This window comes from Pedobacter cryoconitis (assembly GCF_014200605.1).
Lineage (GTDB): Bacteria > Bacteroidota > Bacteroidia > Sphingobacteriales > Sphingobacteriaceae > Pedobacter > Pedobacter cryoconitis_B.
The window spans coordinates 431,448-445,596 of sequence record NZ_JACHCE010000002.1 but is presented as its reverse complement, the minus strand read 5'-3'; the positions used below and the strand labels follow the sequence as shown (position 1 = coordinate 445,596).

Here is a 14,149-nt window from a genome sequence, read left to right as displayed (position 1 = left end):
ATGAAAATGAATTTCAATTATTAACTTAGTCTCGTGGAGCTGGATAAAGACATACAACAACAACTTGCTGAATTAATTGCGGACCCTCAAAAGGTATCTCCGCAGCATTCTGCTATGTTGAGTAATTTGTTGGAGGTATACCCTTATTATCAACCTTTACATTTATTACTGGCTAAAGCGGATGTGCAGCGTGCAAAAGACACCAATCAGCTTGCTCAGGCTTCACTCTATACCCATGGCTCCTTATTGCACCACTTTCTGTTTAAAAAAGAGCGTGCAAAGACAAATTTCCTGATTGTCAATGGCTGTCCTGGTGTAAGAGAAGAAAATGAGCAGGAAGCTTTTGATGAGCTGGAACAGGTTTATGAAGAAATTGCAGAAGCTGATCATACCAATTACCGTCCTTTTAAAAATTCAGAGCATTCTGCTGAGAACTTAAGGCCTCAGGAAACCACTGAACGCAAAAATTCTCTGGAGGATGATTTTGTATTCGAAAGCATTGTTGCTACAGATTTTTTCGCATTTGAACAGAACTTTAGTACCGAAGCTGCTGATCCGCAGGAAAACGCGGCTGAAGATCAGGTTGCAGCAGCACCAGTCATTGAAGAACATGAATCAGTGGCAGCAGCCGAAGCAGAGACCAGCCAGATTAGTAATTACCATGATGAAAATCTGCCTTACACCTTTTTATGGTGGCTGGCAAAAACCAGGAAAGAGCATCAGAGTATATTTCAGCCTTATGCTTTGCCTAAAACGAATAATGCTCAGGAATTACAGCAGCAATATGTAGAGCACATTTTCCATATACAAAGCCACCTGACAGGAAGCGACGCTTTACTGGAAAACACAGAAGAAAACAGACCGGCAACAAAAGACGCTGAGATCATAGAAAGCTTTATCAAAAACGATCCGCAGATTATGCCTCCTAAAGCAGAGCAGATCGATAATGAAAACAAGGCCAAGAAAAGTGCAGAAGATCAGAATGACCTGGTATCTGAAACACTGGCCAATATTTACATCGAGCAAATGCTTTACGACAAGGCGATAGATACTTATGAAAAATTAAGTTTGAAGTTTCCAGAAAAAAGACGTTACTTTGCCGACCTTATCCAATCTATAGAAAAGAAAATTTAACCCTTTAACATACTATGCTTTTTTTAATTATTTTATTGATCATTATTTGTGTTGCATTAGGCCTGTTTGTTTTAATACAAAATCCTAAAGGCGGTGGTCTGGCAACAGGCGGATCGGGCAGCAATATGTTCGGCGTGCAACGTACTGGTGATGTACTTGAAAAAGGCACCTGGGTTCTTTTAACTTTAATCGTTGTTGTTTCCCTGGCAATTACTGCTATTGGAAAAACAGGATCAACCGGAGCTACTGGCGGTGGTGATTCTAAAATTCAGCAACAATTGGATAAAACTCCTACACCTTCACCAATTGGCGGCGGTTTAAAACCAGCTACAACTCCTGCTCCTGCAACTACGCCGGAAGCACCAAAAAAATAAGCTCATTTACCTGAGCCGGGAAGCCCGTCAGAAATATTTCTGACGGGCTTCTTTCGTTTTATCCCTGCCAGTCTGACACAAAAAAAATAGGTGCTTAATCTATTAGCTGACAAGCCTGTGTAAATTTGGCAACCCAAAGGTCCTTGGCATAAAAACTGATGTGCCTTTAACGTTATTATAGAATTTATACGTTAACCTTTAAATTAAAACAATAATTAAGTTATGGCTTTAAACATTAAACCCATTGCAGATAGAGTAGTTGTTGAAGCTGCTCCTGCCGAAGAAAAAACTGCTTCGGGTATTTATATCCCGGATACAGCTAAAGAAAAACCTCAGCAAGGAACAGTAGTTGCAGTTGGCCCTGGTAAATATGCAGAGTTAACTGGAAACTTAGTACCATTGAGCGTTAAGGTTGGTGATGTAGTTTTATATGGCAAATACGGAGGTACTGAAATTACTTTTGAAGGTAAAGAGTATCTTATTATGCGTGAGACTGATCTTTACGCAGTTCTTTAATTGCTGGCTTAATTCCGGCGAAACCCACCAAATATTAAAAAAAATTTGACAAATGGCAAAGCAAGTAAAATATAACGTAGAAGCCCGTGACGCCCTGAAAAGAGGAGTTGATACTTTGGCTAATGCAGTAAAAGTAACCTTAGGTCCAAAAGGACGTAACGTAATTATTGATAAAAAATTCGGTTCACCAGCTATCACTAAAGATGGTGTTACTGTAGCAAAAGAAATTGAATTAAAAGACCCAATCGAAAACATGGGTGCTCAAATGGTTAAAGAAGTTGCTTCTAAAACTGCAGATATCGCAGGTGACGGAACAACAACTGCAACTGTATTGGCTCAGGCGATCGTTACAGCGGGTATTAAAAACGTTGCTGCTGGTGCAAATCCAATGGATTTGAAACGTGGTATCGATAAAGCTGTTACTGCAATTGTAGCAAACTTAAAAGCTCAGTCTCAAACTGTTGGTGAAGACAACAACAAAATCAAACAGGTTGCGTCTATCTCTGCAAACAATGATGAAGTAATCGGTGCACTGATTGCTGAGGCAATGGGTAAAGTAGGTAAAGATGGTGTAATCACTGTAGAAGAAGCAAAAGGTACTGAAACTGAAGTAAAAACAGTTGAAGGTATGCAATTTGACCGTGGTTATTTGTCTCCATACTTTGTAACTAATGCTGATAAAATGGAAGCGGAATTAGAAAACGCTTACATTTTGATCTATGACAAAAAAATCAGCAACATGAAAGAATTGTTGCCAATTTTAGAGAAACAAGTTCAAACTGGTAAACCATTATTAATCATCGCTGAAGATTTAGATGGTGAGGCTTTAGCTACTTTAGTAGTAAATAAAATCCGTGGTTCCCTGAAAGTTGTTGCTGTTAAAGCTCCAGGTTTTGGTGACCGTAGAAAAGCAATGTTAGAAGATCTTGCTATCTTAACAGGTGGTACTGTAATTTCTGAAGAAAGAGGTTACAAATTAGAAAACGCTGACCTTACTTATTTAGGTACTGCTGAGAAAATCGTTGTTGATAAAGACAATACTACTATAATTAACGGTGCTGGTTCATCTGATGATATCAAAGCACGTGTTAACCAGATCAAAGCTCAGATCGAAACGACTACTTCTGATTACGACAGAGAGAAATTACAGGAGCGTTTAGCTAAATTAGCTGGCGGTGTTGCAGTTCTTTATGTAGGTGCAGCTTCTGAAGTTGAAATGAAAGAGAAAAAAGACCGTGTTGATGATGCTTTACATGCAACCCGTGCGGCTGTTGAAGAAGGTATTGTTGCTGGTGGTGGTGTTGCTTTCATCCGTGCTATCGAAGCATTAGAAGGCATGAAAGGATCTAACGAAGACGAAACTACTGGTATCGCAATCGTTAAACGCGCTATCGAAGAGCCATTACGTCAAATCTGCCAGAACGCAGGTATTGAAGGTTCAATCGTAGTTCAAAAAGTTAAAGAAGGTAAAGGTGATTTCGGTTACAATGCCCGTACTGATGTTTATGAAAACTTAATCAGTGCAGGTGTTATCGATCCAACTAAAGTTGGTCGTGTAGCTTTAGAAAACGCAGCTTCTATCGCAGCAATGTTGTTAACAACAGAATGTGTATTAGCTGATGATCCTGAAGAAAATACAGGTGGTTCTGCTATGCCTCCAATGGGTGGCGGTGGAATGGGCGGAATGATGTAAGTCAATTCTGTTAATCACTAATTAAAACCTCCAGTCTAAAAACTGGAGGTTTTTTATGTTTTAGAAATTTCAACTCGTTGTTAGGCAGATACTTGGAAAATTAGATTCTATTTTCTAAATTGATATACCGATACAATATGAGGAAAATTCTAACTGTCTTTTTCGCTCTCTTCCTTAATATTATATCCTTTCATTCCAATGCTCAGCTAACGATTGGAATGGTGGATGCCGGACCTTATACGCCCGGTTCAAGCCTCAGTGCCACTTTTACTATTGGAGATGGCAGCTGCATCAGGATCGGTAATACGTTTAACCTGTATTTAGTTAACCCTGGCGGCAATGAAATTAACATTGGTTCTTACAATGGCTTCTATTCTACTTTTGTCAATGGACTGATACCAGCTGGCACCCCCGCCGGCACAGGCTATAAAGTAAGAATTAAATCTTCAACCCCTGCTTTAGTATCCGATTTGTCAATTCCTTTTGAAATCAGGGCAGGAACACCTGTTACAGCAGGGCTGAACAGTGTCGCCTCTACCATTAGCAACAATCCGGTAACTTTTGGTTCCTGTAACAGCGCAAACAATACCGATTTCAACCTCACCAATGTATCTGGCACTAACCAGGTAACTGCAACGATTAACAACGAATTAAATCCAGGGGCACCGGTTGTACTGACTTACTCCGCAGCCACCACTACCAATGTTTTTAAAGCAAATCAGGCGCACTATACTATTTTTGTCAAGGCAACCACGCCTGATGGAACGGTAGCTACGCAGGCCTACTTCTTAATTAATAATCTCGCAGTAACAGCATTTACAACTACCAGCAGCAATACGGTCTGTTATCCTATTGGTTCTTTTGAATATGGTGTAGAGGTTAATCAGCAAACTGGTATCGCAGCAAATTTTCCGGGTAATACTTACAGAATAGACTGGGGGGATGGGAAATCGGATGAGTATACAATTTGTGATATCAAATCCAATAACAATAAGGTACAGCATACTTTCTCCAAATCATCCTGCGGATTTACTTATACAACAGGCAATAGTACTACTTATAATGCTTTCGGAATCAATGTCGGTGTTTACAGTCCTTATTGCGGAGCGATCGGCACGCCTATTTCTACAACAGCAAGGGTAGTATCCAGACCCATGAACCAATTCAGCGCACCGGGGGTAGCTTGCCTTGGAGATCATATCACAGTAACGAATCAGTCAACTGCCGGGCAAAATCCAAATGTAAACTCTTCGGGCTGTACTGACAACCAGATATTCTATACCTGGTATGCAGATGGCGTTGCCGTTGCTGTGGATAAACCATTCTCTTTTATTCCGGATATTGTATTCACCACTAAAGGCACACATAAAATACGGCTTTCTGCAAAGAGTGCCGGCAACTGTCAGCCGGACGATGCAGAACAGGTTGTCTGTGTACAGGACCCTCCAAAACCAGCCTTTGATTTAGGAAGTTCACCCATTTGTCTGACACCCGGAACTCTAACTCCTGTGAATACTTCTGTACTGGATAATACCTGCCCGGCTGCTGCTCCTGTTTATACCTGGACGGTTAGCCCTGCAACAGGTGTTACTTTTGATCCGCATAGTGTTACCCCGCAATTTAAATTTACTCAAATTGGAATTTATAATATCACCCTTGCCATTCAGACCGGGACCTGCTCGGTAACCAGCCCTTCGCAAAAGGTTGTAGTCAATACACAGCCCCAGGCGTCCCTATCGCCGGATGTTAAACTTTGCGCCACTGGCAATTACACTTTTAATCCTACCGCCGGGCCCACCCAGACCACTTTAAGCGGTACTGCTGATGAAATAACCGGAACTTATAACTGGACGGTTAGCGGAGGCGCCTTTAATTTCGTTGCTCCTGATGGAGCATCCACAAAATATCCGACCATCAACTTTACTGATTATGCAGCCTATACAATCACACTGACCCACAAAAACAATTGCGGCACTATAACAAAAACACAAAATATTACGCTTTCAAAATCTCCGGTACCAGCGATAACAACGCCGTCTAATCCCATCTGTTATAATGCGGCAATCAGTTTACAGGGTAGTATTGCAGATAGCAGCCCGGATACTCAGTTTGAATGGGTTGGTAATGGAGGTGTTTTCTCTGCCCCCGGGAGCCTGACTACAACTTATACCCCTACAGCTGCCGAACGTATTGCCGGGGCCGCAATTTTGATTTTAAGGGTCAAAACCGGCCTTCCTGCACCCTGTGCACAGGTCGAGGCCAATCTGACTGTTCAAATCTTACCAAATAATACGGGTACAAATGTGACACAGAATATCTGTTCTGGTCAAAGCGCGTTTCATAACCCTTCATCCAGTGTAGCAGGAAGTAGCTTTAGCTGGACAGCAGTAAATGCTGATGGTTTTGCTACCGGCTTCTCAGCTACCGGAACAGGCCCCATCAATGAGGTCATTACGAATACAAATGCGACAGTCAATACGATAGTCGTTTATACGATTACACCCAAGAGCAATGGATGCGATGGCGTCCCCTATACCTTCACTGTAACTGTTACACCAATTCCTGTGGCCACTGCTGTTACAGCACAACCTACGGTTTGCGGTAATGAGCAGGCTGGGATTACCCTGAGTTCAACAATTACCAACACAAAATATACCTGGACAAGCACGGCCTCTGCGGGTATCAGTGGAAATACCAGCCAGCCTGTTCCCGCTGCCCTGACCGCTATCAATGATATTTTAGTAAACAGCAGTGCTGTACAGGGGACTGTTACCTATATAATTACCCCTGTTTCTGCAACTGGCTGCCAGGGTACCCCAGTCACTGTAACCGTAAAAGTGGATCCGGCAATTACCATTGCCAGCGCCGGACCTGCACAAACTTTATGTGATCAGCGGAGTACAACACTGTCAGCAAACAGCCCAAAAGCCACGGAGACCGGCCTGTGGTCAGCTGTTTCAGGAACACCCGTCATTACTGACCCATCAAACCCGCTGACTACCATTACCGGATTAACCGCAGGACAGACTTATGTTTTAAGATGGACTATCAAAGGGGCACCCAATTGCACACCAACTTATGCGGAGGTAACGGTCACCAACCTCCTTCCAATCAGCAATACCATTACCAGTAACAGTACAGAGGTTTGTAATGGGCAAAATATTACAATTACAGGAGACATACCAACAGGTGGCAATGGGACTTATACTTATGGCTGGGAAAGCAGTACGGATAACGGAACTACATGGACATTAATTGACGGACAAACCCAGAAGGACCTGAATTTCCAATTGCTCAAAACTTTAAGCTTCAGAAGAACAGTAACCAGCGGCCCCTGTCCGAAAATAAGTAATAGCATCAGCATTACTGCACAACCTCCAATTACCGGCAATACGATTGCTACGGCTCAGACGATTTGTACAGGCAATGCCCCTGTTCCGCTGGCCGGCAATATTCCGGCAGGATCTGACGGTCATTTCAATTACCAGTGGGAATCTGGTACCGATAATATAACCTGGACGGAAATCAGTGGCGCTGTATTCCCGGATTATAGTCCGGGAGCATTAACAACAACGACTTATTACAGACGCAAAGTAAGCACGCAAGCCTGTAACGGTGCTTTAAAGAGTATTAGTCCTTCTGTTCAAATTACGATCAAACCAAATGCTAAAGCAGTGTATACTTTTACAGCAGATAACGGCTGTATCCCTTTTGTTTTAGATCTTAAGGCTGTTCCTTATCCCGACCGCAATGATACCTATACCTGGTATGCTGATAATACGCTTCTTGGAACCGGTGTGAATTTCCCCGGTTATACGATGAAAAACAGCAACGCCACCGTGATTATTAAATTGGTTGTAACCAGCAGCCTGGGTTGTACGCAAGATGAATTCAGCCATACATTCAGTACGATAGAAAATGTTGTCCCGGCTTTTACGCAGAGTGCAAAAGAAGGCTGTGGTCCATTGAAAGTCAATTTCATCAATACCTCTACTTCTTTAACCAATGCGACCTTTAAATGGGACTTTGGAAATGGGATCACCACAACACAGGTAATGCCGGGCCAGATTACTTTTTTACCTGATCCGCTGGGCAAAGATACCACGTATAATGTCTCGCTGACCGCAACGACTTCTTGCGGGGTAACTACGGTAGTCAATAGTGTATTTGTTAAAGCGCAGCCGGTGTCGGTTTTTTCTCCCGATAAAACGACAGGCTGCTCCCCAATGAAAGTGACTTTTACCAACACCTCACCGGGAGGAACAAACACCTATTATTATGATTTCGGAGATGGTACTTTATTAACAAAAACTGATAAATCATCAGTAACGCATACCTATATCACCGGAGCTGTAAAAGATTATGTGGTTAAAATGCTGGCCAAAAATGATTGTGGCAGCCAGGAGAGCTCTTATACCATCCGTGTATCCCCAAATACCATTTTACCGGAATTAGTAGTGAATGCAGATGAAAAACAAGGCTGTGCACCGCTGAAAGTTAATTTCTATAACAACAGCAAAGGGGCAGGCAACTTTAAATATGACTTTGGAGATGGGAGCACACTGGTAACCAGAACTGCGCCAGAAGTTATTACCCATACTTTTACGACCTCAGGAACCTTTACCGTTACACTAACGGCTTCCAATGGCTGCTCTGACACCACAACTACCGAAACGATTAAAGTGCTCCCGCAACCAGCGGTTACCTTCTCGGCAGATGCAACACTGGGTTGCCCGGGGCTGATGGTTCAGTTTAAGAACACAAGTACGGGCGGGATTAGCTATCTATGGGATTTTGGTGATGGCACTACCTCCGCCGAATTTGAACCTAAACATATCTTTAACGGACAGCAGGAGTTTTATACAGTCACCTTACAGGCAACCAATACTTTAGGCTGTACGAATATGCTGGTCATGAACGAATATATCCATATCGTCCCCCCACCTATTGCCCGGTTCAACGTTTTGCCTTCAACACTGATCAGCATTCCCGATTATACATTCAATTTTCAGGATGAGAGTACCGGAAACCCCGGAACCTGGTCATGGGATTTTGGCGACAAACAATCTTCTGCTCTAAAGAACCCTTCACATACTTATCCGGATACAGGGACCTATGTGGTTACCTTAAGAGTCAGTAATCAGCAGGGATGTTTTACCAGTACTTTTAAAAAGGTAACTATAGCTGGTGTACCAGGATATTTATATCTGCCCAATTCATTTATGCCAGGAAGTGAAACTCCTGAACTCAGGGTCTTTAAGGCTAAAGGATCGGGGATTAAGCAATGGAAGATGAGCATTTTTAACAAATGGGGCCAGGATCTCTGGGAAACCACAAAACTTGACGAAGGCCGGCCGGCTGAAGGCTGGGATGGTATTTTCAACGGAACACCCGTCCCACAAGGCGTATACTTCTGGAAGATTGATGTCGAGATGATTAATGGTACTGAATGGAAGGGGATGACTTATGACTCTTCAGCACCAAAAAGAACAGGAATTATTCACTTGATCCGATAACCAGAAAATGAAAACACTCTCCAAATGTATATTGCTGCTCTGTTTTTCTGCCGGATCAATTACTGCTGCTTTGGCCCAGGACCATATCTATTCTCAATTTTTTAATGCGCCATTATATCTCAACCCATCGCTGACCGGACAATTTGAAGGTGATATCAGGATGAATATGGTCTATAGAAATCAGTGGACCGGATTAAATGGTACACTATCTTATATCAACGCCTCTGCTGACCTGAATATCCCCCGCTTTGGCGGTGGTGTAGGCTTGCAATTCAACCGAAGTTCGGAAGGAACTGCCTTTCTGGTTAAGAACAATATAGCAGCCACTTACTCTTATAGTGTAGGAGCTGATGATTTTGTCTTATCCTTTGGCATACAGGCTGGTTTTACCAGCAGACAGATCGACTGGAACAAACTGGTGTTCTCAGATCAGATTGATAACCGGCTGGGTTATATTCCGGGCAGTATCAGTTCGGCACAACCGCCCGATCAGGCACATCGGTTTTACTTTGACCCCGCTGCAGGAATAAACCTGGTTTATAGAAATTTCATGGCAGGCACTGCCATGTATCATATTAACCAGCCTGATGAGTCTTTTAGTGGTGCGCAGGCCAAGCTCCCCAGGCGGCTTACAGGTTATGCCAGTTACCGGATCGCTTTAACGCAAAACTATACTTATGGTGCAGATGAAGCCTCTTACCTCATTCCATCCGTCGTTTATTATAAACAGGGCAATGTATCTTCTATGAGTGCAGGTATGCAGTTTAAACATAAGGGACTGAATTCTGGCTTGTGGTATCGTACTGCCGGTGAGGGCGGGCCTGATGCTATTGTGGTTTCACTGATCTTTGACATCTTCACCGGTCGTGAAAACGGAGAAAAACTAAGACTGGGGGTCAGCCATGATGCAACCACATCAAAAATCAATTATACCAATACCAATGGAACCACAGAAGCCAGTGTCGGTTATCAAAAATATTTCCCCAATAGTTCCAACTATAATAAATTTAATGGTTTAAGGTGTTATGACTTCTATTAAACTATCTGAAATTCTTTCATTATCTTTATAAGATTTTGAAATTTCAGCCAGCTTGTTAAAGACAATGGAACAATTAATTGAGGGTAATCACTTTCTTACCCAAAGTGAAGTATATAAATTTTTACTGGCCATCTTACTTTGTGGTTTCATTGGTTTTGAGCGTGAGTTAAGGGCTAAACAGGCCGGACTGAAAACCATGATTATGATTGGTCTTGGCTCTACGCTATTTACAGTTTTATCTGTTAAAATAGGCTTAAGCAGTCAGGATCGTATTGCTTCTAACATTGTTACAGGTATAGGTTTTCTGGGTGCAGGAGTTATCTTCAAAGAAGACAACCATGTCAGGGGCTTAACTACCGCCTGTGTAATCTGGATTGTAGCCGCCATCGGGATGGCTATTGGCGCTGGCTATAGTGAACAGGCTATTGGAGTAACTATCGTAGTTTTGCTTGCACTGATCCTGTTCCCCTATGTAGAAGACTTTGTACAAAAAAGATCCACTTCCAGAGTATATAAAATTGTCAAAAAGTATGAAGATGAAGGTCTGGACAGCTATGAAGAGCATTTTAAAATTGCTGGCTTAAAGTTAAGCCGCGGACCGCAAAATCTCTGTGAAGGGATTATCAGCGGTACCTGGATTGCTGCAGGAAGCCAGAAAAGCCACAAACTATTTGTGGACCATATGCTGCAGGATGAAAAAATTCTTGAATTTCAATTCTAACCTCCCTTAATTACCCTAAACTATTTAGCTTTGCACTATGCATAGAGAACAAATCTCCGTATTCGATATTTTTAAAATCGGGATAGGCCCGTCAAGTTCACACACCCTTGGACCCTGGAGGGCAGCACAGCAGTTCACAGCTTCCTTAGCCAGCAAAAATCTGCTGGACGGTGTAGAACAGATAAAAATATTGCTTTATGGTTCTCTTGCTAAAACAGGTCATGGTCACGGTACTGATATCGCTATTTTATTGGGTATGGTGGGTGCCGACCCTGTAACTTTCGATGTGAATGCGATTGATTCTACCATTGCCTCTATTAAAAGTGAACAGCAGTTATTACTTGCAGGCAGCCATCAGATCTCTTTTAGTTATACAGATGACCTGATTTTCTTATTCAATGAAAGCCTGCCATTTCACCCTAATGCAGTTACTTTCCAGGCCTTCCTCACTAATGGGACTGCATTTTCTGAAACCTATTATTCTATTGGCGGTGGTTTTGTCGTCAAAGAAGGCGAAACCGGCAGTGATAAAGAACAGGTAGAATTGCCATTCCCTATTGAAATTGCCGGTGATTTACTGCACTGGTGCCTCACTACAGGTTTAAAAGTTTCTGAGGTGGTCATGGAAAATGAACTGATGTGGCGCACCGAAGCTGAAACTAAAAAAGGCATTCTGCAGCACTTCAAAGTCATGAAAGAATGTACTTTCCGTGGTTGTCATACAGGTGGCTTTTTACCGGGAGGATTAAATGTAGGCCGCAGAGCTTCTGCTTTAAATAAAAGACTGATCGGAAACAGGCCTTATACAGATTATGAAAGCTGGATTAACGCGATCAGAGCTGGAGGGAACAGTTTTCATTATACTTTAGACTGGGTGAGCTGTTTTGCGCTGGCAGTGAATGAAGAAAATGCTTCATTTGGCCGTGTAGTGACTGCACCAACCAATGGTGCTGCAGGTGTAATTCCGGCAGTACTACAATATTATATCGCATTCTGTGATGGTTTTGATGAAGAAAAAATAATCCGGTTTATTGCCTGTGCTTCCGAAATAGGGAGTATTTTCAAGAAAGGCGCAACAATATCAGCTGCAATGGGTGGGTGTCAGGCCGAAATAGGCGTTTCTTCTGCCATGGCCGCAGCCGCATTAACAGAATGTATGGGCGGTTCTCAGCGACAAGTGATGATGGCTGCAGAAATTGCCATGGAACATCATTTGGGCTTAACCTGCGACCCTATTGGTGGCCTGGTACAGATTCCTTGTATTGAAAGGAATACGATGGGCGCGATTAAAGCTATTACTGCAAGTCAGCTGGCTTTACAAAGCAATCCTGATAAAGCAAAAGTAAGTTTAGGTGCAGTTGTAAACACCATGTGGGAAACTGCCCTGGATATGAATTCTAAATATAAAGAGACTTCGGATGGTGGTTTAGCAACCAATATCCCTATCAGCTTACCAGAATGTTAATTATTTAAATGTTTTAAGAATGGATGGGCTGAGACTATCGACCCATTCTTTATACATTTTTCCGGAAGGATGAAGCCCGTCACCCGCAACCAGTGAGGCATCTGCTGATGCATTTCTCGAACCGGGCGTGATATCGGTATAATTTATTCCCGCTTTTAATGCCTCCTCTTTATTGACCGCATTGAAAGCATCTATTTCTTTAGCAATAGTTTTGACGTCTCTCCCGCTTTGCGCCCCAAAAGGTGTAGCGCCCCAGTCTGGTATGGAGACTACAAATACATGTGCTGCATTTCCACCTGCAAAGCTAATGGCAGTTTTAAGCAGTTCCTGAAACTCTGTACGGTAAACAGCTATTGAATTACCCCTGTATTGATTATTAACGCCAATTAACAGGGTAACCAGATCATATTTCGGCGCAGTCGTTTCTGCTTTAATTCCAGCAATGAGTTCTCCGGTAGTCCAGCCTGTTGTCGCAATAATTTGAGGTATAGCTAAGTTGATGGATTGTTTATTCAGCTTTGCCCTTAACTGATAAGGAAAACTTTCATTTGGGCTTACTTGCTCCCCAATCGTATAGGAGTCTCCCAATGCAAGGTAAGTCAACTGGTCTGTATGCGGATCGTTTGGAGGTATCACAGTTTTATTCATGCCATTTGTTAAATTCTTTCCGCATCCTGACAAAAAAATCAGCAGGATAAATGTTGTCGTTAGCTTCATATAGAAATTTACGGGAGATATGCAGAATCAGATGTTGAAGGTAATAAATTATTAATGAATATGAGGCGTGAACACTTTAAAGAGATAACTCACAGTAATGATTGATGCGGTAATCATGTACATCACATTAATCAGGCTTTTACTTTTCGGACCCCACCAGAAATGAGCAGAAAGCCCGGTTATCAGGGTTATCAATATAGGAACAGTGGCAGGATATAGATAAAAACTATGATGAAAATCACCCTTAAGCAAGGCCAGAAAAGACCGCTGAAACCCGCAGCCGGGACAATCATATCCGGTAAGATATTTAAAAGGGCAAGGGAGCATATAATTATCTGCTTTCTCTAGAATAGAAGAGAAAGCAGATAAAATAAATATTTTATGCATTGAAATTAAGCCTCTGGTGGAGGTATAGGTGTTGACGATGGAGGTGTTGGCGGCGTGTTAGGCGGTGTATTTGGTGGCTGATTAAATGGATTATTTGCCCCAAAAGGATTATTTCCTCCAAAAGGATTGTTTGCACCAAATTGATTATTAGGACCAAACCCATTTGCTTCTTTAGCTGACGGGCCAAGGTATCTTGCATCTGTGAAAGCCAGTAAAGGATAAAATATAAAAGGAAGCAAAATCAAACCAACTGTAAAACCTTCACTTTTACCAAAGCTCTTGGCTAACAGGTTCAATGACCAGACATAGAAAATCACGTTGGTACATGGAAGGATCAACCATAATATCCAGATCGGTGGCTTACCAATAATTTCCAGTAAAATGATCAGGTTGTAGATCGGAATAATTGCCGCCCATCCTGGTTTACCTGCTTTTTCGAAGACTCTCCACATGGAGTAGACCACAAGCACAAGAATAGCAAAATACAATAATCCCCCAAAGACGCCTACTCCTGTAGACAGCGGTGAAGTTCCTGAAGAGTTATAATCCATAATTTATTTTTTTTATTTGGTAATATAAGAAAAAAA

At 42.3% G+C, this 14,149-nt stretch carries 11 protein-coding genes; 8 read left to right on the top strand and 3 right to left on the bottom strand.

Going from position 1 to position 14,149, the window contains the following annotated elements; genetic code table 11:
- Positions 1 to 33 precede the first annotated feature (33 nt).
- The 8 genes from HDE68_RS08010 (at position 34) to HDE68_RS07975 (ending at position 12,458) form a co-directional block, all read left to right on the top strand.
- A complete protein-coding gene (locus tag HDE68_RS08010; protein WP_183880742.1) occupies positions 34 to 1,134 on the top strand; it encodes a hypothetical protein in 1,101 nt (366 codons plus the stop codon).
- A gap of 14 nt (positions 1,135 to 1,148) precedes the next feature.
- A complete protein-coding gene (gene secG, locus HDE68_RS08005) occupies positions 1,149 to 1,508 on the top strand; it encodes a preprotein translocase subunit SecG (protein WP_183880740.1) in 360 nt (119 codons plus the stop codon).
- 222 nt (positions 1,509 to 1,730) lie between these two features.
- A complete protein-coding gene (gene groES, locus HDE68_RS08000) occupies positions 1,731 to 2,024 on the top strand; it encodes a co-chaperone GroES (protein WP_041878207.1) in 294 nt (97 codons plus the stop codon).
- A gap of 52 nt (positions 2,025 to 2,076) precedes the next feature.
- A complete protein-coding gene (gene groL / locus HDE68_RS07995; RefSeq protein ID WP_183880738.1) occupies positions 2,077 to 3,717 on the top strand; it encodes a chaperonin GroEL in 1,641 nt (546 codons plus the stop codon).
- A gap of 137 nt (positions 3,718 to 3,854) precedes the next feature.
- Positions 3,855 to 9,233 carry a PKD domain-containing protein gene (locus HDE68_RS07990; RefSeq protein ID WP_183880736.1) on the top strand — a complete coding sequence of 1,793 codons (5,379 nt, stop codon included), beginning with the start codon at positions 3,855 to 3,857 and terminating at the stop codon, positions 9,231 to 9,233.
- Positions 9,234 to 9,240: 7 nt separating this feature from the next.
- The gene (locus HDE68_RS07985; RefSeq protein WP_183880734.1) at positions 9,241 to 10,272 is read left to right on the top strand and encodes a PorP/SprF family type IX secretion system membrane protein; all 1,032 of its coding nucleotides are present in this window, start codon (positions 9,241 to 9,243) and stop codon (positions 10,270 to 10,272) included.
- Between the two features lie 64 nt (positions 10,273 to 10,336).
- Positions 10,337 to 10,993: an MgtC/SapB family protein gene (locus HDE68_RS07980; protein WP_183880732.1), complete on the top strand. Its 657-nt coding sequence runs from the start codon at positions 10,337 to 10,339 to the stop codon at positions 10,991 to 10,993.
- A gap of 37 nt (positions 10,994 to 11,030) precedes the next feature.
- Positions 11,031 to 12,458 (top strand): L-serine ammonia-lyase, encoded by a 1,428-nt coding sequence (locus tag HDE68_RS07975; RefSeq protein ID WP_183880730.1) that lies wholly within the window; start codon positions 11,031 to 11,033, stop codon positions 12,456 to 12,458.
- Here the strand turns inward: HDE68_RS07975 and HDE68_RS07970 are convergent, their stop codons facing one another.
- The 3 genes from HDE68_RS07970 to HDE68_RS07960 all read right to left on the bottom strand — a co-directional run bounded on the left by HDE68_RS07970 (position 12,459) and on the right by HDE68_RS07960 (position 14,113).
- Positions 12,459 to 13,106: an SGNH/GDSL hydrolase family protein gene (locus tag HDE68_RS07970; protein WP_260171696.1), complete on the bottom strand. Its 648-nt coding sequence runs from the start codon at positions 13,104 to 13,106 to the stop codon at positions 12,459 to 12,461.
- A gap of 120 nt (positions 13,107 to 13,226) precedes the next feature.
- Positions 13,227 to 13,562: a DUF2752 domain-containing protein gene (locus HDE68_RS07965; RefSeq protein ID WP_183880726.1), complete on the bottom strand. Its 336-nt coding sequence runs from the start codon at positions 13,560 to 13,562 to the stop codon at positions 13,227 to 13,229.
- A gap of 5 nt (positions 13,563 to 13,567) precedes the next feature.
- Complete coding sequence (locus HDE68_RS07960; protein WP_183880724.1) at positions 13,568 to 14,113, bottom strand: DUF5684 domain-containing protein; 546 nt, start codon at positions 14,111 to 14,113, stop codon at positions 13,568 to 13,570.
- Positions 14,114 to 14,149: the final 36 nt, after the last annotated feature.

Bases quoted from the DNA above. Each gene is read 5' to 3' on its own strand.
- HDE68_RS07990 (WP_183880736.1), top strand. From the start codon at position 3,855: ATGAGGAAAATTCTAACTGTCTTTTTCGCTCTCTTCCTTAATATTATA.
- HDE68_RS07980 (WP_183880732.1), top strand. From the start codon at position 10,337: ATGGAACAATTAATTGAGGGTAATCACTTTCTTACCCAAAGTGAAGTA.
- HDE68_RS07970 (WP_260171696.1), bottom strand. From the start codon at position 13,106: ATGAATAAAACTGTGATACCTCCAAACGATCCGCATACAGACCAGTTG.
- HDE68_RS07975 (WP_183880730.1), top strand. From the start codon at position 11,031: ATGCATAGAGAACAAATCTCCGTATTCGATATTTTTAAAATCGGGATA.
- groL (WP_183880738.1), top strand. From the start codon at position 2,077: ATGGCAAAGCAAGTAAAATATAACGTAGAAGCCCGTGACGCCCTGAAA.
- HDE68_RS07960 (WP_183880724.1), bottom strand. From the start codon at position 14,113: ATGGATTATAACTCTTCAGGAACTTCACCGCTGTCTACAGGAGTAGGC.
- HDE68_RS07965 (WP_183880726.1), bottom strand. From the start codon at position 13,562: ATGCATAAAATATTTATTTTATCTGCTTTCTCTTCTATTCTAGAGAAA.
- secG (WP_183880740.1), top strand. From the start codon at position 1,149: ATGCTTTTTTTAATTATTTTATTGATCATTATTTGTGTTGCATTAGGC.
- HDE68_RS07985 (WP_183880734.1), top strand. From the start codon at position 9,241: ATGAAAACACTCTCCAAATGTATATTGCTGCTCTGTTTTTCTGCCGGA.
- groES (WP_041878207.1), top strand. From the start codon at position 1,731: ATGGCTTTAAACATTAAACCCATTGCAGATAGAGTAGTTGTTGAAGCT.